At 71.6% G+C, this 19,353-nt stretch carries 18 protein-coding genes and 1 riboswitch; of the genes, 15 read left to right on the forward strand and 3 right to left on the reverse strand.

The features are described 5' to 3' along the window. The first annotated feature begins 79 nt into the window (after positions 1 to 79). The 4 genes from ddaH (at position 80) to ACFPZI_RS17445 (ending at position 5,886) form a co-directional block, all read left to right on the forward strand. Positions 80 to 892, forward strand: coding sequence for a dimethylargininase (gene ddaH, locus ACFPZI_RS17430; RefSeq protein WP_381363990.1), 813 nt, complete (start codon positions 80 to 82; stop codon positions 890 to 892). After that, on the forward strand, positions 889 to 2,115 hold the full coding sequence (gene rocD, locus ACFPZI_RS17435) for an ornithine--oxo-acid transaminase (RefSeq protein ID WP_381363992.1): 1,227 nt from the start codon (positions 889 to 891) through the stop codon (positions 2,113 to 2,115). The genes ddaH and rocD overlap by 4 nt, the downstream gene beginning before the upstream one ends. A 213-nt stretch (positions 2,116 to 2,328) precedes the next feature. After that, positions 2,329 to 4,788, forward strand: a complete 2,460-nt coding sequence (locus ACFPZI_RS17440) for a SpoIIE family protein phosphatase (RefSeq protein ID WP_381364111.1) — start codon at positions 2,329 to 2,331, stop codon at positions 4,786 to 4,788. A 372-nt stretch (positions 4,789 to 5,160) separates the two neighbouring features. Further along, entirely contained in the window at positions 5,161 to 5,886 is a 726-nt protein-coding gene (locus tag ACFPZI_RS17445; RefSeq protein ID WP_381363994.1) for a lysophospholipid acyltransferase family protein, read from the forward strand. Between the two features lie 152 nt (positions 5,887 to 6,038). On the opposite strand, the gene ACFPZI_RS17450 is transcribed toward ACFPZI_RS17445, so the two are convergent. Further along, positions 6,039 to 6,335 (reverse strand): type II toxin-antitoxin system Phd/YefM family antitoxin, encoded by a 297-nt coding sequence (locus ACFPZI_RS17450; RefSeq protein ID WP_381363996.1) that lies wholly within the window; start codon positions 6,333 to 6,335, stop codon positions 6,039 to 6,041. 66 nt (positions 6,336 to 6,401) lie between these two features. On the opposite strand from ACFPZI_RS17450, the gene ACFPZI_RS17455 reads away from it, so the two are divergent. From ACFPZI_RS17455 to ACFPZI_RS17465, 3 genes are all read left to right on the forward strand, one after another. Continuing rightward, positions 6,402 to 7,037, forward strand: coding sequence for an ATP-dependent Clp protease proteolytic subunit (locus ACFPZI_RS17455; RefSeq protein ID WP_381363998.1), 636 nt, complete (start codon positions 6,402 to 6,404; stop codon positions 7,035 to 7,037). 63 nt (positions 7,038 to 7,100) lie between these two features. Next, the gene (locus ACFPZI_RS17460; RefSeq protein WP_381364000.1) at positions 7,101 to 7,355 is read left to right on the forward strand and encodes a hypothetical protein; all 255 of its coding nucleotides are present in this window, start codon (positions 7,101 to 7,103) and stop codon (positions 7,353 to 7,355) included. A gap of 345 nt (positions 7,356 to 7,700) precedes the next feature. After that, positions 7,701 to 7,901, forward strand: a riboswitch (cyclic di-AMP (ydaO/yuaA leader). 3 nt (positions 7,902 to 7,904) lie between these two features. Further along, entirely contained in the window at positions 7,905 to 8,378 is a 474-nt protein-coding gene (locus ACFPZI_RS17465) for a C40 family peptidase (protein WP_381364002.1), read from the forward strand. 192 nt (positions 8,379 to 8,570) lie between these two features. Here ACFPZI_RS17465 and ACFPZI_RS17470 read toward each other — a convergent pair whose 3' ends face one another. Further along, entirely contained in the window at positions 8,571 to 9,038 is a 468-nt protein-coding gene (locus ACFPZI_RS17470) for an ATP-binding protein (protein ID WP_381364004.1), read from the reverse strand. Between the two features lie 210 nt (positions 9,039 to 9,248). Between ACFPZI_RS17470 and ACFPZI_RS17475 the strand changes: the two genes are divergently transcribed. Next, the gene (locus ACFPZI_RS17475; RefSeq protein WP_381364006.1) at positions 9,249 to 10,109 is read left to right on the forward strand and encodes a helix-turn-helix domain-containing protein; all 861 of its coding nucleotides are present in this window, start codon (positions 9,249 to 9,251) and stop codon (positions 10,107 to 10,109) included. A 9-nt stretch (positions 10,110 to 10,118) separates the two neighbouring features. Continuing rightward, positions 10,119 to 10,343, forward strand: coding sequence for a DUF397 domain-containing protein (locus tag ACFPZI_RS17480; protein ID WP_381364008.1), 225 nt, complete (start codon positions 10,119 to 10,121; stop codon positions 10,341 to 10,343). 67 nt (positions 10,344 to 10,410) lie between these two features. On the opposite strand, the gene ACFPZI_RS17485 is transcribed toward ACFPZI_RS17480, so the two are convergent. After that, on the reverse strand, positions 10,411 to 11,538 hold the full coding sequence (locus tag ACFPZI_RS17485) for an 8-amino-7-oxononanoate synthase (RefSeq protein WP_381364010.1): 1,128 nt from the start codon (positions 11,536 to 11,538) through the stop codon (positions 10,411 to 10,413). 147 nt (positions 11,539 to 11,685) lie between these two features. Here ACFPZI_RS17485 and bioB point away from each other — a divergent pair, with 147 nt between their 5' ends. The 6 genes from bioB (at position 11,686) to ACFPZI_RS17515 (ending at position 19,315) form a co-directional block, all read left to right on the forward strand. Beyond that, positions 11,686 to 12,948, forward strand: coding sequence for a biotin synthase BioB (gene bioB / locus ACFPZI_RS17490; protein ID WP_381364011.1), 1,263 nt, complete (start codon positions 11,686 to 11,688; stop codon positions 12,946 to 12,948). Continuing rightward, positions 12,941 to 14,221, forward strand: a complete 1,281-nt coding sequence (locus tag ACFPZI_RS17495) for an adenosylmethionine--8-amino-7-oxononanoate transaminase (protein WP_381364012.1) — start codon at positions 12,941 to 12,943, stop codon at positions 14,219 to 14,221. The genes bioB and ACFPZI_RS17495 overlap by 8 nt, the downstream gene beginning before the upstream one ends. Position 14,222: 1 nt before the next feature. After that, entirely contained in the window at positions 14,223 to 14,939 is a 717-nt protein-coding gene (gene bioD, locus ACFPZI_RS17500) for a dethiobiotin synthase (RefSeq protein WP_381364014.1), read from the forward strand. A gap of 209 nt (positions 14,940 to 15,148) precedes the next feature. Continuing rightward, positions 15,149 to 16,159 (forward strand): ABC transporter ATP-binding protein, encoded by a 1,011-nt coding sequence (locus ACFPZI_RS17505; protein WP_381364016.1) that lies wholly within the window; start codon positions 15,149 to 15,151, stop codon positions 16,157 to 16,159. A 4-nt stretch (positions 16,160 to 16,163) separates the two neighbouring features. Beyond that, positions 16,164 to 18,731 (forward strand): ABC transporter permease, encoded by a 2,568-nt coding sequence (locus ACFPZI_RS17510; protein WP_381364018.1) that lies wholly within the window; start codon positions 16,164 to 16,166, stop codon positions 18,729 to 18,731. Between the two features lie 164 nt (positions 18,732 to 18,895). Continuing rightward, positions 18,896 to 19,315, forward strand: a complete 420-nt coding sequence (locus ACFPZI_RS17515; RefSeq protein WP_381364020.1) for a GNAT family N-acetyltransferase — start codon at positions 18,896 to 18,898, stop codon at positions 19,313 to 19,315. Positions 19,316 to 19,353: the final 38 nt, after the last annotated feature.

The raw sequence follows: 19,353 nt of genomic DNA on the forward strand, positions 1-19,353 counted from the left end.
TTCCTTGTCGTCCGCCCCGGTCCCTTTCTACCGTGGACACACCCCTGATGACACCGCGTGGAGGCGGAGGCACCCCTCTGTGACCGATACCCGTGTGCCGTCCCGACGGCGCTATCTCGTCTGCGACCCCGGACACTTCGCCGTGCGGTACGCGATCAACCCCTGGATGTGTCCCGACCGTCCCGTCGACCTCGCCCTGGCCCAGCGCCAGTGGCACATGCTGGTCGACGTCTACCGCGCCCACGGTCATACCGTGGAGAGCGTGAAACCGGTGCCCGGCCTGCCCGACATGGTGTTCGCCGCGAACGCGGCGGTCGTCGTCGGGGGCCGTGTCCTCGGCTCCCTGTTCCTGGCGCCCGAGCGGCGCCCCGAGTCCGTGCCGTACGAGACCTGGTTCAAGGCGGAGGGCTTCGACGTCCACCGTCCGGAGTCGGTGTGCGAGGGCGAGGGCGACCTGGTTCCCGCCGGGCGCTGGATCCTCGCCGGCACCGGGTTCCGCACCACTCGCGAGGCGCATCACGAGGCGCAGGAGTTCTTCGGGGTGCCCGTGATCGGCCTGACGCTGGTGGATCCGTACTTCTACCACCTGGACACGGCGCTGTTCGCGCTGGACGAGGAGAACATCGCGTACTACCCGGAGGCGTTCTCGCCGGGGAGCCGCGAGGTGCTGGCCGGGCTGTATCCGGACGCGGTGACCGCGACCCGCGAGGACGCCATGGCCTTCGGCCTGAACTCCGTCTCCGACGGACGCCATGTGTTCGTCTCCCCGGGGGCGACGGCCCTCGCCGCGCGGCTCGCCGATCGCGGTTACGTTCCCGTCCCCGTCGACCTGTCCGAGTTCCACAAGGCAGGCGGCGGGATCAAGTGCTGCACTCAGGAGATCCGCTCATGACCGCTGCCGCCCGTACCCGTTCGTCCGCCGAGCTGATCGGTGCGGAGGAACCGGTCCTCGCGCACAACTACCACCCGCTGCCCGTGGTCGTCGCCCGTGCGGAGGGCGTGTGGGTGGAGGACGTGGAGGGCCGCCGCTACCTCGACATGCTGGCCGGCTATTCGGCGCTCAACTTCGGCCACCGGCATCCCGCGCTGACCGAGGCGGCGCACCGCCAGCTGGACCGGCTCACGCTGACCTCGCGCGCCTTCCACAACGACCGGCTCGCCGAGTTCGCCGAGCGGCTGGCCGCGCTGACCGGTCTGGACATGGTGCTGCCCATGAACACCGGCGCCGAGGCGGTCGAGAGCGCGGTGAAGGTGGCCCGCAAGTGGGCCTACGACGTGAAGGGCGTCCCGGCCGGCCGGGCGACGATCGTGGTCGCCGCGGACAACTTCCACGGCCGGACGACGACCATCGTCAGCTTCTCGACGGACGAGACCGCCCGCGCCGGCTTCGGGCCCTTCACCCCGGGCTTCCGGGTCGTCCCTTACAACGACCTGGCGGCACTGGAGGCGGCGGTCGACGACACGACGGCGGCGGTGCTGATCGAGCCGATCCAGGGCGAGGCGGGGGTGAACATCCCCGACGACGGCTATCTGGCGGGCATACGGGAGCTGACGCGCCGCGCGGGATGTCTGTTCATAGCGGACGAGATCCAGTCGGGGCTCGGCCGTACGGGGCACACGCTCGCCGTGGACCACGAGTCGGTCGTCCCGGACATGGTGCTGCTCGGCAAGGCGCTGGGCGGCGGCATCGTCCCGGTGTCGGCGGTGGTGGCCCGGCGCGAGGTGCTCGGGGTACTGCACCCCGGGGAGCACGGCTCGACGTTCGGCGGCAATCCGCTGGCCGCGGCCGTCGGTACGGCGGTGGTGGAGCTGCTGGAGACGGGCGAGTTCCAGCGCCGGGCGACGGAACTGGGCGTGGTGCTGCGCGGCGGGCTGGAGTCCCTGGTCGGCCGGGGCGTCGTCGGTTTCCGCTCGCGCGGGCTGTGGGCGGGCGTCGATGTCGACCCCGCGCTCGGCACCGGACGTGAGGTCAGTGAGCGGCTGATGCGGGAGGGAATCCTGGTCAAGGACACCCACGGGTCCACCATCCGGCTGGCCCCGCCGCTCACCGTCCGGGGCGAGGAACTCCAGGACGCTTTGGAGACGCTGGGGAAGGTACTGGGCCAGGGCGGCTGACCTTCGGCTCGTTCCTGGGTTCTGCCCGACCCGTGGCGGACGGGACCGGACGGACGGGCGGCCCGGTTTCCGTCCGCCCGTCCGCCCGTCCGCCCGTTGTTCGGCGGTCCGGTCCTCACCCAGGAAGCCCCCTGCCCGGTTCCCGGGTGAAGATGGGGTCAAGAGGTGGAAGACCACTCCCAGCGACGGATGAGGTCGGCCGTGGGCGGACACGTGAGCGGGCACGGGGAGCAGGACGTTGCCCGGCAGGGGTTCGGCGTGGCCGACGCCGTTCCCCTGCTGCTCGATCCGCAGGGCGTGGTGACGAACTGGACCGGTCCGGCCGAACGGCTGCTGGGGTACACGGCGGCCGAGGCGGTGGGCGGGAAGCTGTCCGACCTGCTGACCGCCGAGGACGCCGAGCGAGTGCCGGATCTGGTCAGGCGCTGCCGGGCCGACGACGGCTGGGCCGGCCTGATGACGGCCCGGCACCGGGACGGACACCGGGTCCCCCTCATGGTCAGGGTGCTGCGGACCGTGGAGCCGCGCGGCCACTCGTCCCTGCTGGTGCTGCTGTCGGAGCTGGCCGGCTCCTCCGGCTGGGACATGAGTCGCGCGATGCTGGAGCAGATGGTCGCCGGATCGGCGATCGGGCTCGCGATCGTGGACACGGACCTGCGGTACGTGTGGTCGAACCCCGCGCTCGAGCAGTTCGGCGGCGGCCCTGCCCAGCAGCGGCTGGGACTGCGGTTCGCCGATGTCCAGCCCGGCCTGGACGCCGAGTCCGTCGAGGCGCAGATGCGCCGTGTGCTGGAGACCGGCGAGCCGGTGACGGGCTTCGAGCACGTCGGCCAGGTCCGTTCGGCGCCGCTGCGGGAGACGGCGCACATGCTGTCGTTCACCCGGCTCGACGATGACCGGGGCCGCCCGATGGGCGTCCACTACAGCGTCGTCGACATCACCGATCGGCACCGCGCGCGCCAGCGCCTCGCGCTGCTCGACCGGGCCGGACAGCACATCGGCCGCACCCTGGACGTCATGCACACCGCACAGGAGCTGGCCGACGTCGCCGTCCCGGAGTTCGCGGACTTCGTGACCGTGGACCTTCTGGAAACGGTGCTGCGGGGCGCCGAGCTCCCGCCAGGACCGCTCGCGGAGACGGACAGGGTGCCGCTGCGCCGCGCGGGCCACCGGTCGGCGTACGGGGATCTGCCGCGCACGGTCCGGGACATCGGCGCGCTGGTCTCCTATCTGCCCGGTTCACCGCCGGTCCGCTGCCTGGCCACGGGCCGGTCCTGGCGTCAGGAGCAGCTCGACCCGCTCGCCCTGGGGTGGGCCGAGAGCACGCCCGGCCGCCGGGAGGCCACGTTCCTGGAGCTGGGGCTGCAGAGTGTGATGATCGTGCCGATCCGCGCCCGGGGGGTCGCCCTGGGCGTCACCGTGTTCTTCCGGCGTCGCCGGGACCCCTTCCGCGAGGACGACCTGAATCTGGCCGAGGACCTCGTCTCCCGCGCCGCCGTCTGTGTGGACAACGCCCGGCGCTACACCAGGGAGCGGGACGCGGCGCTCGTGCTGCAGCGCAGCCTGCTACCCCGTCGGCTTCCGGAGCAGGACGCCGTCGAGGTGGCCGCGTCCTACCGCCCGGCCGACGAACTGACCGGCCTGGGCGGCGACTGGTACGACCTGATCCCGCTGTCCGGTGCCCGCGTCGCCCTCGTCATCGGCGAGGTTCCCGGACACGGCATCGACGCCGCCGCCGCGATGGGCCGGCTGCGGACCGCCGTTCAGACCCTGGCCGCGCTGGATCTGCCGCCGGAGGAGGTGCTGGCGCATCTCGACGACTTGGCGGCGCGGACGGCGCGGGACAAGGGGACCATGCCGGAGGGGATCTACGGCCATTCGGTGGGCTCCGGCTGCCTGTACGTCGTCTACGACCCGGTCGACGGCCGGTGCACGATGGCCGCCGCAGGCCATCCCGCGCCCGCTCTGGTGGCGCCCGACGGCACGGTCGGCTTCGTCGAGCTGCCGGCAGGGCCCCCGCTCGGCGTGGGCGGCCCGCCGTTCGAGGCGGTGCAGCTGTCCCTGGCCGAGGGCAGCACGCTCGCCCTGCACACCGACGGGCTGCTGACCGACACGACGACGGGTTCGACCGCCACCGGCCAGGACCGGTTGCGGCAGGCGCTGCAAGGGGCCACCGCTTCGTTGGAGCAGCGGTGCCGGGCCGTGGTGGACGCCCTGGTACCGGTCCGCCCGTACGACGACGTGGCGCTGCTGCTGGCCCGTACCCGGCTCCTGGACGCCGGCCAGGTGGCTTTCTGGGACCTGCCGGCGGATCCGGCCGTGGTGGCCGAGGCCCGCAGGGCGGCCACCCGGCAGCTGGGCCGCTGGGGCCTGGAGGAGCTGGTCTTCACCACGGAGCTGATCGTCAGCGAACTGGTCACCAACGCCATCCGGCACGCCGCCGGCCCCGTCCGGCTGCGGCTGATCCGGGAGCGCGCACTGGTCTGCGAGGTGTTCGACGGCGGTGCGACCACACCCCATCTGCGTCATCCCCGCGCCATGGACGAGGGCGGGCGCGGGCTGCTGCTGGTCTCGCAGCTCGCCCAGCGGTGGGGCACCCGCTTCGTTCCCGACGGGAAGGTCATCTGGGCCGAGCAGTCACTGACCGGCCCGGACGACCTTCTCTTCGGCTGACACCTCCGGCACCGTACGTCTCCTGCGGACACTCCTGCCGCACTCAGTTCAGCGAGCAGGGCGCGGTCCACGGGTTCATCCATGTCGGAGGAGACGGAGATCCGCATGGTACGAAGCCCAACGGAGCTCCCTCGGGGCGCTCCGCCCGTGAAGCGGGCCCGGGCAGAGGCCACGGCGGCACACGTCCTCGCCCGCCCGTGCGCTGACGGGCGTTCAGTCGCCCGGCGGGCTCCGCCCCGGCCCGCACCCCGGCCCTGTCGCACATGGTGCCGGACAGTCCCGCCCCGACCTACACTGACAACCCCATGACGTGCCGGTTGACCTGCTGCAACACGCCGCTGGGCCCGTCCGACGGAGTCGAGGAGCGCGCCCTTGTTCTACTACCTGCTGAAATATGTACTTCTGGGCCCGCTGCTGAGACTGGTCTTCCGGCCTCGAATAGAGGGCCTGGAGCATGTGCCGTCGTCCGGTGCGGCCATAGTCGCCGGCAACCACCTGTCGTTCTCGGACCACTTCCTGATGCCCTCGATCCTCAAGCGGCGCATCACGTTCCTCGCCAAGGCCGAGTACTTCACCGGGCCCGGCATCAAGGGCCGGCTGACGGCGTTCTTCTTCCACAGCGCGGGGCAGATCCCGGTCGACCGCTCCGGCAAGGACGCAGGCCAGGCCGCTATCCGGGAGGGTCTCGGGGTGCTGGGCAAGGGGGAGTTGCTCGGCATCTACCCGGAGGGCACACGATCGCATGACGGGCGCCTCTACAAGGGCAAGGTCGGGGTCGCGGTGATGGCTCTCAAGGCCGGCGTCCCGGTGATTCCGTGCGCGATGATCGGCACCTTCGAGGCGCAACCGCCCGGCAAGGTCGTCCCCAACCTCCACCCCGTGGCGATCCGCTTCGGCGAACCCCTCGACTTCTCGCGCTACGAGGGCATGGAGGACGAGCGGGCGATCCTGCGTGCCATCACTGACGAGATCATGTACGCCATCCTCACGCTGTCCGGACAGGAGTACGTCGACCAGTACGCGGCCGTCGCCAAGGCGGAGGAGGCCGAGCGCAAGGCGGAGGAGAAGCGCCGGCTCCCGCGGTTGCCGCGGAGCTGAACCACCCGCCGGACGGGCCGGGCAGGCCGCCGGCCTCGTAAGCGCAGGAGCAGCCCATGAGTGAGGGGCGGCCGGGAGTCATCCGGCCGCCCCTCACCGTTCGTCCGCCGGGCCGAATCGCGGGGCGACGTGCCACCGGGGCTCCGGGCCGCCTACGACGTGGCTGCTCCCCGGTGCTCCGCGGCGATGCCGAAGCGCTGCCGTTCGCGGGGAGCGGACGCGGCTCCGTGGACCCCGGCCACCGTGCTGATCATCTGCTCGTCGGCGGGCTCCCGGCCCTCGTCGAGCTCCTGGAGCTGGTCGAGTCGTCGCAGGTCTTCGGCGGAAACGAGGGCGACGAGGGGCTTTCCGTGCCGGGTCACTACGACGCGCTCACCGCCGTACACCACACGGTTGATCAGGTCGGCGAGCTCAGCCCTCGCTTGTGTCACCGGAATCTCGTAGGCCATGCCCCCATCATAACGTCACGTACGTCCTGTACATTTTTTACAGATAGCCGCCGCGAGGAGGAGCCAATGACCCGACCGCTCGCCCGCCATGTCGTGCCCGGATTCACCGACCCCACGGCGTTCGGGCACCGGACCACGGATCCGTACGGGAAGCTGATGGAGGAGCGGATCGTCCTCCTGGGGACACCTATCGACGAGACTTCCGCGAACGGCCTGATCGCCCGGTTCATGCACCTGGAGCACCGGGCCCCCGACCGGGACATCGCCCTCTACGTCAACTCCCCCGGCGGCTCCTTCCACGCCATGTCGGCGATCTACGACACCCTGCGCTTCGTCACCTGCGAGGTCGAGACGGTCTGCCTGGGCCGGGCGGACGGGACGGCCGCGCTGCTTCTGGCCGCCAGAACGCCCGGCAAGCGGTACGTGCTGCCGGGGGCGCGACTGGTGCTCCGTCAGCCGGTACTGCCGGAGCCGGCGGAGGGAAGTACGAGCGACCTGGCTGTCCGGGCGGAGGAACTGTCGCGGGTCCGGGACCGGATCGAGGACATGCTGGTCCGACACACCCACCGCACCCCGGAACAGGCGCGGTCGGACATCGAGCGGGACACCGTCCTCGACGCGCGGGCGGCAGTGACGTACGGCCTCGCCGACCGGATCCTGACCGACCGTGAGAGCCCGCGCCCCACTCCCGGCGCGAGGTGAACCGCCGATGCTGCCCCCCCCGAACTGCCGCCGCTGCCCGCGCTGACCCGCGCCGAGGCCGAGTTGATCGACTGTTACCTCGATGCCGTCGACCTGCTCGGCCGGATCAACCCGGCCCGCGACGGCGACACCTATCGTGGACTGCGCGCCGCACAGGCGCTGGTCGGCAAGGCCGTCGCACTGCGCGACGCGCTGACCCTGATGCACCGGCGCGGCGAGACCGAACTGCACGCCGCCACACTGGCCCGGGCCCTGCGGGTGCTGGACGGCGACCGGCGCACGGCCCGGGTCACGTTGCCGCCGGGCTCCGGCAGTTGACGCCTGTACCGGTCCGGCCGGGGACGGCGTCGGCGGCGCGTCCGCACCGGAGTTGAAACGGACCAAAGGGGGTACCGCCAACCGGTGTATATGTCCACTTCTTTTCGGGCCGTCACAGTTGCGCACCACGCGTGGCCACTTACCGGAACAGGTCACTCCGATGCTGGTCCGGGACTCCTCGGCACTCCGGACGGCAGCCCGGACGCGGGGCTGTCCACTCGAACGGATGAGTGGTGAGTAACAACACAAACCCCCGGTTCCATTGGGATTTCGGGCCGACGGTTGCCAAGATCACTCACTGACGACAAGACCCCGCCGCCGCGGCGGGGCGATCCGGGCGGACGCCGAGTCCTGCCGCCGCCCGGATGACCGGTCGACAGGAGTGGATCGGCAGGAGTGGAGGACCCGAGCAAGACGGGTCGCCAGGACGGGAGTTCGATTCCCGCGCCGGGTAGCCCTTGGGGTGAAGCCGCACTCGTGCGGCCGGGCAACTTCGCCAGCCCGAATCCGACAGGTCATCCTTCACAGGCGGCTGACGAAGGGTTGCGCATGACCGCGCTCAATCGTGTCCCGTCTCTCATGGCCAGGGCCGGCACGGCCTCGGCCCTCACCCTCGCCGCCGTGGGCGGCTCGATCGTCCTCCCCGGCACCGCCTCGGAGGCGGCGGCCGCGACTCCGGCCGCCAAGGCCCTCAAGATCGCCGCGTCCAAGCAGGGCGCGCCCTACCGGTGGGGCGCCACCGGACCGAGCCGATTCGACTGCTCCGGACTCACCCTCTACTCGTTCAAGAAGGCGGGCAAGCAGCTGCCCCGTACTGCGGCCCAGCAGTACAACAAGACCCGCCACATCTCCGCCTCGAACCGCAAGGCGGGGGACCTGGTCTTCTTCCACTCGGGCCAGAACGTCTACCACGTGGGCATCTACGCGGGCCGGGGCAAGCTCTGGCACGCGCCCAAGACCGGGGACGTGGTGCGCCTGCAGAAGATCTGGACCCGCAGCGTCTGGTACGGCCGGGTGAAGTGATCCGCGAGGGCGGCGGCACCCCTCTGCCGCCGCCCCGCCAAACGCACTGAACGACGCCCGGACAACACACCGGTGCGGCGGCTCGAGGACCTGCGCATCGCCCGAACGGGTGAGCAGGTCCTCTTTCGCTTCCCTGCCTCTGCCTCTGCTCGCTCCTCTTCCCACCCTCGTCCTCGCTCGTGCCATGGCCCCCTACGGTTCCTGCTGTCCTGCCACTTCGACCGCCGTGGCCGGCTCGGCGGGGACGGTCCACGGGAGGACGACGGAGACGGTCTTCCCGCCCTCTCTGGTGGGGCGGACTCTCATCCTGCCGCCGCACTCCACGGTCAACCAGCGGATGATGACCAGCCCCCGGCCGTTGTCCTGCTGGACCGCAGCGGGGAGCCGCTTGGGGAACCTCGGGTGGCTGTCGGTGACCCCGATGCACAGCTGGTCGTCGCGGTCGAGGACGAGGTCCACGGTGAACGTGGGTGACTGCCCCAGGGTGTGCTGCACGGCGTTGGTCGCGAGTTCGGACACGATCAGCCGGATGGTGTCGGACACTTCCGTGTCCTCCGGCATGCCCCACTCCGTCAGCGTGCCCACCACATGGGCGCGGGCCGCGGAGACCGAGGCGGGCTCGCTCGGCAGAGTGATGGATGCTTCCAGATGGTCTGCCATGGCGATGTCGTCCCTTTCCACGGGACCGCAGTCCGACACGGAGCGGCTGATTCGAGTACGGTCCCGCACTGGTGCTTCGTCGCCAGACTGCCATCACCGCAGACCGTCGGCGACGATACGGCCAAGATATGCATATATCTGTCGCTCAAATCGGTGAACTCTGCGACGGGAGACCGTATTGGGGTGGCCCGGAGGGAGTAGGGGGAAGCCATGCAGCACGGTCCCGCGGTACGCCGCCGGAAACTGGGCGCCGAACTGCGCTCGTTGCGCACGTCGGCGGGATTCACCAGTGGTGAGGCGGCCCGGCTGGTGGGCTGGCACCAGTCGAAGGTGAGCCGCATCGAGACGGGTACGAGCGGGGTGAAACCGGCCGATGTGCGGTTACTGCTCGACGCCTACGGTCTGACCGACGTCCAGTTGCGGGAGTTGCTGCTGGTGCTGGCGGGGTCCGACGACAACGGCGGACGGCACCACTGGTGGCACGCGTACCGCGGGGTACTGCCGCCCACCTACCGGGACTTCATCAGCCTGGAGTCACAGGCCGGCGCCATGCGTACCCTGGAGACCACGGTGGTTCCCGGACTGCTGCAGACGCCCGAGTACGCGCGGGCGGTGACCGAGGCCGCTTTGGAGGGCGCCTCCGAGGAGCGGCTGGACACGCTGGTGGAGGTACGGCTGGCCAGGCAGGACATCCTGCGGGCGGATCCGCCGCTGGAGTTGAGCGCGGTCCTCGACGAGGCGGTGCTGCGGCGGCAGGTCGGCGGCCCCGGTGTCATGACCCGTCAGCTGGAACGGCTGGTGGAGGCGGCGCGCCTCCCCCAAGTAAGGCTTCAGGTACTGCCGTTCACAGCCGGGGCGCACATCGGCGTCACCGGACCTTTCGTAATCTTCTCATTTTCGCGCACTTCTGATCTGGATGTTGTAGTTCTCGACCACTTGACGAGTAGCCTCTATCTGGAGTGGAAAGAAGACCTCCAGGCGTACTCGGAGGCTTTCAACGCCCTCTCGGTCCACGCCCTTTCGCCAGAGGACTCGTTGGATTTCATCGCCGGGACAGCTGCCGGCGTGTAAGGAGGCACGATGCCCGCTCCGCCTCGGACCCTTCTCTCCAGCACCGATCTGCAGGGTGTGCGGTGGCTGCGCAGCAGCTACAGCACGGGCGCGAACAACTGCGTGGAGACGGCCCGGCCGGCCTCCGGCCCCGGAGCCGGACTGCTCGCCGTGCGCGATTCCAAGGACCCGTCCGGACCCGCGCTGCTCATCTCCCCCGGGAGCTGGGCGGAGTTCGTGGCCGCGGTTCACTGACCTGCCGGCCCGCCGGCGTCCATTCGACCGTCCGTCATCGGGCGACTCACGGCCGTGCCCCGCCGACTCATGGCCGCGTGTCGCCGACCACCTGTACAGCGCGTTCGATCTCGGCCCCGGACAGGTCCGCACGGGCGGTCAGTCTGAGCCGTGAGATGCCGTCGGGCACGGAAGGAGGACGGAAGCAGCCCACGGACAGGCCGGCCGCCCGGCAGTCGGCCGCCCATCGCACGGCCTGCTCCGGGGACGGGGCACGCACGGAGACGACCGCGGCGTCGGGCCGTACGGCTTCGAGGCCCGCAGCCGTCAGCCGGTGGTGCAGGTCGCGCGCCACCGCGCCCGCCCGCGCCGCACGCCCGGGTTCACGGCGCAGCAGACGCAGGGCCGAGAGCGCGGCTCCCGCGGCCGCCGGTGCGAGGCCCGTGTCGAAGATGAACGTCCGGGCCGTGTTGACCAGATGCTCGACGACCCGTGCCGGGCCGAGCACGGCTCCGCCCTGGCTGCCGAGCGACTTGGACAGCGTGAGCGTCACCACGACGTCCTCGGCGCCGGCGAGCCCCGCCGCGTGCGGGGCGCCGCGTCCGCCGTCGCCGAGCACCCCGAGGCCGTGGGCGTCGTCGAGCACCAGCCCCGCGCCGTGCTCACGGCACGCCCCCGCCAGCGCGGCGAGCGGGGCGGCGTCCCCGTCGACCGAGAAGACCGTGTCGGACACGGCCACGGCGGCTCCGTCGTTCCCGCTCAGCGCCTTGCGCACGGCGTCCGGTTCGGCGTGCGCCACGACCTGCGTCCTGCCCCGGGCCAGGCGGCAGCCGTCGATCAGCGAGGCGTGGTTGCCCGCGTCGGACACGATCAGCGAGCCGTGCGGGGCCAGGGCGGTGACGGCGGCGAGGTTGGCCGCGTATCCGGAGGAGAGGATGAGGGCCGCCTCGAAGCCGCAGAAGTCGGCCAGTTCGCGTTCCAGCTCGGTGTGCAGTTCGGTGGTGCCGGTGACGAGCCGGGACCCGGTGGCCCCGCCGCCCCAGGTCCGCGCGGCCCGTGCCGCACCCTCGGCCACTTCCGGATGACGGGCGAGGCCCAGGTAGTCGTTGCTCGCCAGATCGAGGAACGGCGCGTCGGCGGCGCGCGGGCGCAGGGTCCGTACGAGCCCGGCCCGGCGGCGCAGCTCCGCCTGCTCGTCGATCCAGCCGAACGCCATGGGTCCTCCGGTGCTTTTGTAGGCAGTGAACAGACAGTAGCGGGACGGCCGCCGAACCACGGTGTGGCCATGCACACAGCCGACGGCGCCTCTGTTGTACGAACCCTCCTTGGCCAGGGCGGCCGGAATAAGACAGGATCGGCTCTCATGGACCTGCTGAACACGCTGGTGGAGAAGGGGCTTCGGCGCGAGACGCCGACCCGTGAGGAAGCGCTGGCCGTCCTAGGGACGTCCGACGACGATCTGCTCGACGTGGTGGCCGCGGCCGGAAAGGTGCGGCGGCACTGGTTCGGGCGGCGGGTGAAACTCAACTATCTGGTCAACCTCAAGTCCGGCCTGTGCCCGGAGGACTGCTCCTACTGTTCCCAGCGGCTCGGCTCGAAGGCCGACATCCTGAAGTACACCTGGCTCAAGCCCGACCAGGCCTCGCAGGCGGCCGCGGCCGGACTGGCGGGCGGCGCCAAGCGGGTGTGCCTGGTGGCCAGCGGCCGCGGTCCGACCGACCGTGACGTGGACCGTGTCTCCGACACGATCAGGGCGATCAAGGAGGGCAACGAGGGCGTCGAGGTGTGCGCCTGCCTCGGGCTGCTCTCCGAGGGCCAGGCGGAGCAGCTGCGCGAGGCGGGCGCGGACGCCTACAACCACAACCTCAACACCTCCGAGGCCACCTACGGGGACATCACCACCACGCACACGTACGCCGACCGCGTGGACACCGTGCACAAGGCGCACGCGGCCGGTCTGTCCGCCTGCTCCGGTCTGATCGCCGGCATGGGTGAGAGCGACGCGGACCTGGTCGACGTGGTCTTCGCGCTGCGCGAGCTGGACCCGGACTCGGTGCCGGTGAACTTCCTGATCCCGTTCGAGGGCACGCCGCTCGCGAAGGAATGGAACCTCAGCCCGCAGCGGTGCCTCAGGATCCTGGCGATGGTGCGATTCGTGTGCCCGGACGTCGAGGTACGGATCGCGGGCGGCCGGGAGGTGCATCTGCGCACCATGCAGCCGCTCGCGCTGCACCTGGCCAACTCGATCTTCCTCGGCGACTATCTCACCAGCGAGGGCCAGGCGGGCCGGGCCGACCTGGAAATGATCGCGGACGCCGGGTTCGAGGTGGAGGGCACCGACCGGGTGACACTGCCGGAACACCGGGCGGGCTCGGGCGGGTGCGGGTCGCACGAGGGCGGCGGGTGCGGGTCCCACGAAGGCGGCGGGTGCGGGTCGGCGTCCTCCGGCGCGGGGGTGTGCGGGGGCGCGGAGGCGCCCTCGGGCGTGGGCGCAGGCGCAGGGGTGGAGGGGTCCTCGGGCCCGGGGACGGTCACGGAGGGGGCCGGCCCGGCCGACGGGCCGCGTACCGATCTCGTCGCCGTCCGCCGGCGGGGTGCGGGAACGGATCTCGCACCCAATGCCTGAGCGATCCATAACCGAACTGCTCGAGCTGGACCGGCGGCACGTCTGGCATCCGTACGGGCCCATGCCGGGCCGCGGGGAACCGCTCGTCGTGGAGTCGGCGAGCGGGGTCCGGCTGCGGCTCGCCGACGGCTCGGGCGAGCTGGTCGACGGGATGGCGTCCTGGTGGTCGGCGATCCACGGCTACAACCACCCGGTGCTGAACGAGGCCGCGCGCGACCAGCTCGGACGGATGAGCCATGTGATGTTCGGCGGGCTCACGCACGAGCCCGCCGTCCGGCTGGCGAAGCTCCTTGTCGACATGTCACCCGACGGCCTCGAGCATGTCTTCCTCGCCGACTCGGGCTCGGTGTCGGTCGAGGTCGCCGTCAAGATGTGCCTGCAGTACTGGCGTTCGCTCGGGCGGCCCGAGAAGCGGCGGCTGCTGACCTGGCGGGGCGGCTACCACGGCGACACCTGGCAGCCGATGTCGGTCTGCGATCCCGAGGGCGGGATGCACGAGCTGTGGACCGGGGTGCTCCCGGAGCAGGTGTTCGCGAAGGCCCCGCCGGCCGAGTACGAGGAATCGTACGCCGAGCACCTGCGGGAGCTGATCGGGCGGCACGCCGGGGAACTGGCGGCCGTGATCGTGGAGCCGGTGGTGCAGGGCGCGGGCGGCATGCGCTTCCACTCCCCCGCGTATCTCCGGGTGCTGCGCGAGGCGTGCGACGCGCACGACGTGCTGCTGGTGTTCGACGAGATCGCGACCGGGTTCGGGCGTACGGGCGCGCTGTTCGCGGCCGGGCACGCGGCGGTGACGCCCGACGTGATGTGCGTGGGCAAGGCGCTGACCGGCGGCTATCTGACCATGGCGGCGACGCTGTGCACCGCGCGCGTGGCCGACGGCATCTCGCGCGGCGATGTACCGGTGCTGGCGCACGGTCCGACGTTCATGGGCAATCCGCTGGCGGCTGCCGTGGCCTGCGCCTCGATCGAACTGCTGCTCGGGCAGGACTGGCTCGCGGAGGTCAACCGCATCGAGTCGGGCCTGCGGGACGGGCTGGCGCCGGCGGCCGGTCTGCCGGGCGTCCGTGACGTGCGGGTCCTCGGCGCCATCGGCGTCGTCCAGCTCGATCACGCCGTGGACATGGAGGCGGCCACGCGCGCGGCGGTGCGCCGGGGTGTGTGGCTGCGGCCGTTCCGCGATCTCATCTACACCATGCCGCCGTACGTCACCGGCGACACGGACGTGGCCCGGATCGCGGACGCGGTGTGCGCGGCGGCCGAGGAGGGATGACATGCCGGTACTGGTGATCACGGGCACGGGCACCGAGGTCGGCAAGACGGTGGTGACGGCCGCGGTCGCCGCGACGGCGCTGGCGGCCGGACGGTCGGTGGCCGTGCTGAAGGCGGCGCAGACCGGAGTACGGCCGGACGAACCCGGGGACACCGAGGAGGTCGCGCGGCTCGCCGGGGCCGTCACGGCCGCCGAGCTCGCCCGGTATCCGGACCCGTTGGCGCCCGCCACCGCCGCCCGGCGGGCGGGCCGGGCGCCGGTGCGTCCGCACGACGTGGCCGAGACCGCCGCCAAGCTGGCCACCGAGCACGATCTGGTGCTCGTGGAGGGCGCGGGCGGGCTGCTCGTTCGGTTCGACGAGGACGGCGGGACGCTGGCGGACGCGGCGGCGCTGTTGTCGGCGCCGGTGCTCGTGGTGGCGGCGGCGGGTCTCGGCACCCTGAACGTCACAGAGCTGACGATCCGCGAACTGCGCTCGCGCGGGCTCGACCCGGCGGGCGTGGTGATCGGCAGCTGGCCCGCCGAGGCCGATCTGGCCGCGCGCTGCAACGTGCGGGACCTGCCGGAGGTGACGGGGGTGCCGCTGCTGGGCGCGGTTCCGGCCGGGGCGGCGTGCCTGCCCCCGGCCGGTTTCCGCGCGTCGGCGCCACGATGGCTGGCGCCGCGGCTGGACGGCACGTGGGACGTGGCGGAGTTCCGGGGACGGGAGGCCGGCTGATCCCCCACGCGGCCCCGGCGTTCCGGGCTCCGGCGGCCCCGGCTGTTCAAGCAGCGGCGGGGGGTACCGGAGACGGACAAGGTGCCCCTTACACCGGAACCGCGTGATGGTGCCCATACGGGGGGTGTCCGGCGTGGGAGCCCTCGCACTACCCTCGGGCGCGACAGGCTCGATCTGCACGGCCCGATGGCCACACGGAGGAGGCGGTCTTGTCCACACCCGCTACGGAGCACGCCCCCGGTCTCGCGTCGGCCGACTCGTTCGCGGCCCGCGCCCGCAAGCTGACGAAGGCGTACGGTTCCGGTGAGACGACCGTGCTCGCCCTGGACGCGGTGGACGTGGACATCGTCCGCGGCCGGTTCACGGCGGTGATGGGACCGTCGGGATCGGGAAAGTCGACGCTGATGCACTGTCTGGCCGGGCTCGACACCGTTTCGGCCGGACAGGTGTGGCTCGGTGACACCGAGATCACGGGGCTGAAGGACCGTGAGCTGACGCGTCTGCGACGGGACCGGATCGGTTTCATGTTCCAGTCGTTCAATCTCATCCCGACGCTGAACGCGCTGGAGAACATCACGCTCCCCATGGACATCGCGGGCCGGAAGCCCGATGAGAAGTGGCTGGACCAGGTCATCGACACGCTGGGGCTGCGGGACCGGCTCGGGCACCGGCCGGCGCAGTTGTCCGGCGGCCAGCAGCAGCGCGTGGCGTGTGCGCGGGCGCTGGCCTCCCGGCCCGAGCTGATCTTCGCGGACGAGCCGACCGGCAATCTCGACTCGCGCGCGGGGCTGGAGGTGCTCGGTTTTCTGCGCGAGGCCGTGGACCGACTGCACCAGACCGTGGTGATGGTCACCCACGACCCCGGCGCCGCCACCCACTCCGATCTGGTGCTGTTCCTGGCCGACGGACGGATCGTCGACGAGATGGATCAGCCCACGGCACAGGCGGTGCTCGATCGGATGAAACAATTCGACGTGACCCGCGCCCAGTCCGACGGCGGCATCCCGAATCCGGGCCGCGCTTCCGACCTCGCCCCGGACCCGGCCTCGGGCCTCACCCCGGAACCGGCTTCCGGCCTCGCCCCCGGCCCGGCTTCCCACCGTGCCCCGGACCCCGCTCCCGAAACAGGCCCCTCCACCGGGGATGCCGTGCGGTCCGACGAGCCAACCCCGGCAAGGACTGAGACCGTGCTGGACAAGCCGGCCTCCGGCAAGGACTGAGACCGTGCTGTGGGCGACGCTCAGGAGCTTCCTCGCCCACAAGGGACGGCTGCTGCTGTCCGCGCTGGCTGTCGTCCTGTCCGTGGCGTTCGTCACGGGCAGCCTGATCTTCTCCGACACTGTCGCACGTACCTTCGACCGGCTCTTCGCATCCACTTCCACCGACGTGACCGTGTCGCCCCCGGACGACCTGGAAGCGGCCGTGCCCACCGGCCAGGTCCGGACCGTGCCGGCCTCGCTCGCCGAGCGGCTGGCCGGGGTCGAGGGGGTCGGGTCCGCCCACCCGGACGTCAGGGTCGGGAACATCACGGTCGTCGACAGCGGCAACGAGCCGGTGGGGCCGACGACCGGCGCACCGACACGTGCGGTGGAATGGTCCCCCGGCGAACGCAGTGGCGTGGAGCTGTCCTCCGGCCGCGCCCCGCGCGGTGCCGGGGAGGCCGTGCTGGACGCGGACACCGCCGACGCCGAGGACGTGGCGATCGGCGACACCCTGTCGGTGCAGGCGCAGCCGGGCACCTTCCGCGTCGAGATCGTCGGGATCGCCGCCTTCACCACCCCCAACCCGGGCGCGGCCCTCGTCTTCCTCGATCCCGAGGTCGCCGCCGTCGAGCTGCTGGGCTCGGCGGACCGGGCCACGAGCATCGCCGTCGAGGCGGGGCCGGGCGTGACCGCCGAGGAGGTCGACCATCGTGTCACCGAGGCGCTCGGCGCCGGCACCTACCGGGTGGAGACGGCCGAGGAGCAGGCCGCGACGGCCACCGACGAGCTGGGCGAGTTCCTCGACGTGATCAAGTACGTGATGCTCGGCTTCGCCGGGATCGCCGTACTCGTCGGCATCTTCCTGATCGTCAACACTTTCTCGATGCTGATCGCGCAGCGCACCCGTGAACTCGGGCTGCTGCGGGCGCTCGGCGCCGACCGGCGGCAGGTGCGCCGCTCGGTGCTCACCGAGGCGGTGCTGCTCGGCCTGTTCGGCTCGACATTGGGCATGGCGGCCGGTATCGGGCTCGCCTACGGGCTGATCCGGCTGATGAGCTTCTTCGGCATGAGCCTGAACACCACGGAGATGGTCATCGGGTGGGTCACGCCCGTCACGGCGTATGTGGTCGGGGTCGGGGTCACCTTCGTGGCGGCGTACCTTCCGGCCCGCCGCGCGGCAGAGGTGTCCCCGATGGCCGCCCTCGCCGACGCCGAGGTCGCCGGGGTGGGCCGGCCGTTGCGGACCCGCGCGGTGGTGGGTTCCGTCGTCGGGGCGCTCGGCGCGGCCGCCCTGGTGGGCTGCGCCGTCTCGACCGGGACGGGGCCGGCGGCGTCCCTGCTGGGGCTGGGCGTCGTGCTGACCCTGATCGCGACCGTTGTCGCCGGTCCGTTGCTGGTGCGGCCGGTGATCCGGGTGCTGGGCGGGGCCTTCCCCGCCCTGTTCGGACCGGTCGGGAGGATGAGCCAGCGCAACGCCCTGCGCAATCCCCGCCGTACGGGTGCCACCGCCGCCGCGCTGATGGTGGGACTCGCCCTGGTCGGCGGCATGTCGGTGGCCGGCACCTCCATGTCCCGCTCCTTCGACGAGCAGATCGACAAGACGCTGGGCGCCGATTTCGTCATCCAGAACGCCAACTTCCTGCCGTTCTCCCAGGAGGTCACCGAACAGGTGCGGGACACGGAGGGCGTGGGCGCCGTCGTCCGGCAGCGGTTCGCGCCGGTGGCGGTGCGGCTGCCGGACGGGGAGCGGATCGAGACGACCGCCGCCGGGTACGACGACCGGGTCGACGACGTCGCCCGGATCACCTACGCGAGCGGCGGCACGGCGGCGGCGCTGGCCGACGGCGGCATCGCCATGGACGCCGGATTCGCCGGGGATCACGGCGTCCGGACGGGCAGCGTGCTCCCTGTCGAGTTCCCGGGCGGGCAGCGCACCGAGGTGACCGTGGGCGCCCTCACCGACATGGAAAGCGGCGAGGGCTTCGGCGTGCAGGGCGGACTGTTCCTCGGTATCGCGGCGGTCGAGAAGTACGTGCCCGGCGGGCAGGACTCCGCGCTGTACGTGAACGCCGCCGACGGCACAAGCGCGGATGAGCTCCGTGACCGGCTGGAGACGACGCTCGACCCGTATCCGCAGGTCCAGGTACGTGACCAGGCCGACTACAAGGACCTCGTGCATGACCAGATCGCGGTCCTGCTCTACCTTGTCTACGCCCTCCTGGGGCTGGCGATCATCATCGCGGTGCTCGGTGTGGTCAACACCCTGGCGCTGTCGGTGGTGGAGCGCACCCGGGAGATCGGGCTGCTGCGGGCCATCGGGCTGAGCCGGCGGCAGCTGCGGCGGATGATCCGGCTGGAGTCGGTGGTGATCGCGGTGTTCGGCGCGGTGCTGGGCCTCGTGCTGGGGCTGGTGTGGGGCGTCTGCATACACCGGGTGCTGGCACTGCAGGGCATGACCGCGCTCGCGATCCCCTGGGGCACCATCGTGGCGGTCGTCATCGGTGCGGCGGTGGTCGGCATCGCGGCGGCACTCCTGCCGGCCCTGCGCGCGTCGCGGATGAACGTCCTGGAGGCGATCGCGCACGAGTGACACGCGTGGGCGGGCTCCATGGCGTGACCGCTGTTGCGGCGTACGCGCCGGGACGGGCGGCATGCGGGCCGGGCGTCCGTGCGGGCCGGTGGCTTGCGGACGTGCGACGCGTCCGGATCGTGGAATTCCGTGTCGCGGGCCGGGCCGCGTGCTGGGATCGGCGCATGACCGAGCTGCGTATACGGGCCGCGACGCCCGAGGACATCGACACCGTGCTGCAGTTCTGGCGCGACGCCGCGGAAGGGACGAGTATCAGCGACGACCACGACGGAGTGGCCCGCCTCATCACACGAGACCCCGAAGCCCTGCTCCTCGCAGAGCGCGACGGCATCCTCACCGGAACCGTCATAGCCGGCTTCGACGGATGGCGATGCTCCGCCTACCGACTGGCCGTACACCCCGACCACCGTCGCCAAGGCATCGCCACCGCCCTGCTGGAAGCCGCAGAACAACGCTTCGCCGCCCTGGGCGGGCGACGCGTCGACGCCATGGTCCTGGAAGCCAACCCACAGGCCCACCACACCTGGGCCGCGGGTGGCTACCATCGCGAGAACCACTGGCGACGCTGGGTCAAACCCCTATAGATGCGGACAGCGGGATGCTTGTGAGCAACCGAGATTCG

This window comes from Streptomyces chlorus (assembly GCF_042655885.1).
GTDB lineage: Bacteria > Actinomycetota > Actinomycetes > Streptomycetales > Streptomycetaceae > Streptomyces > Streptomyces chlorus.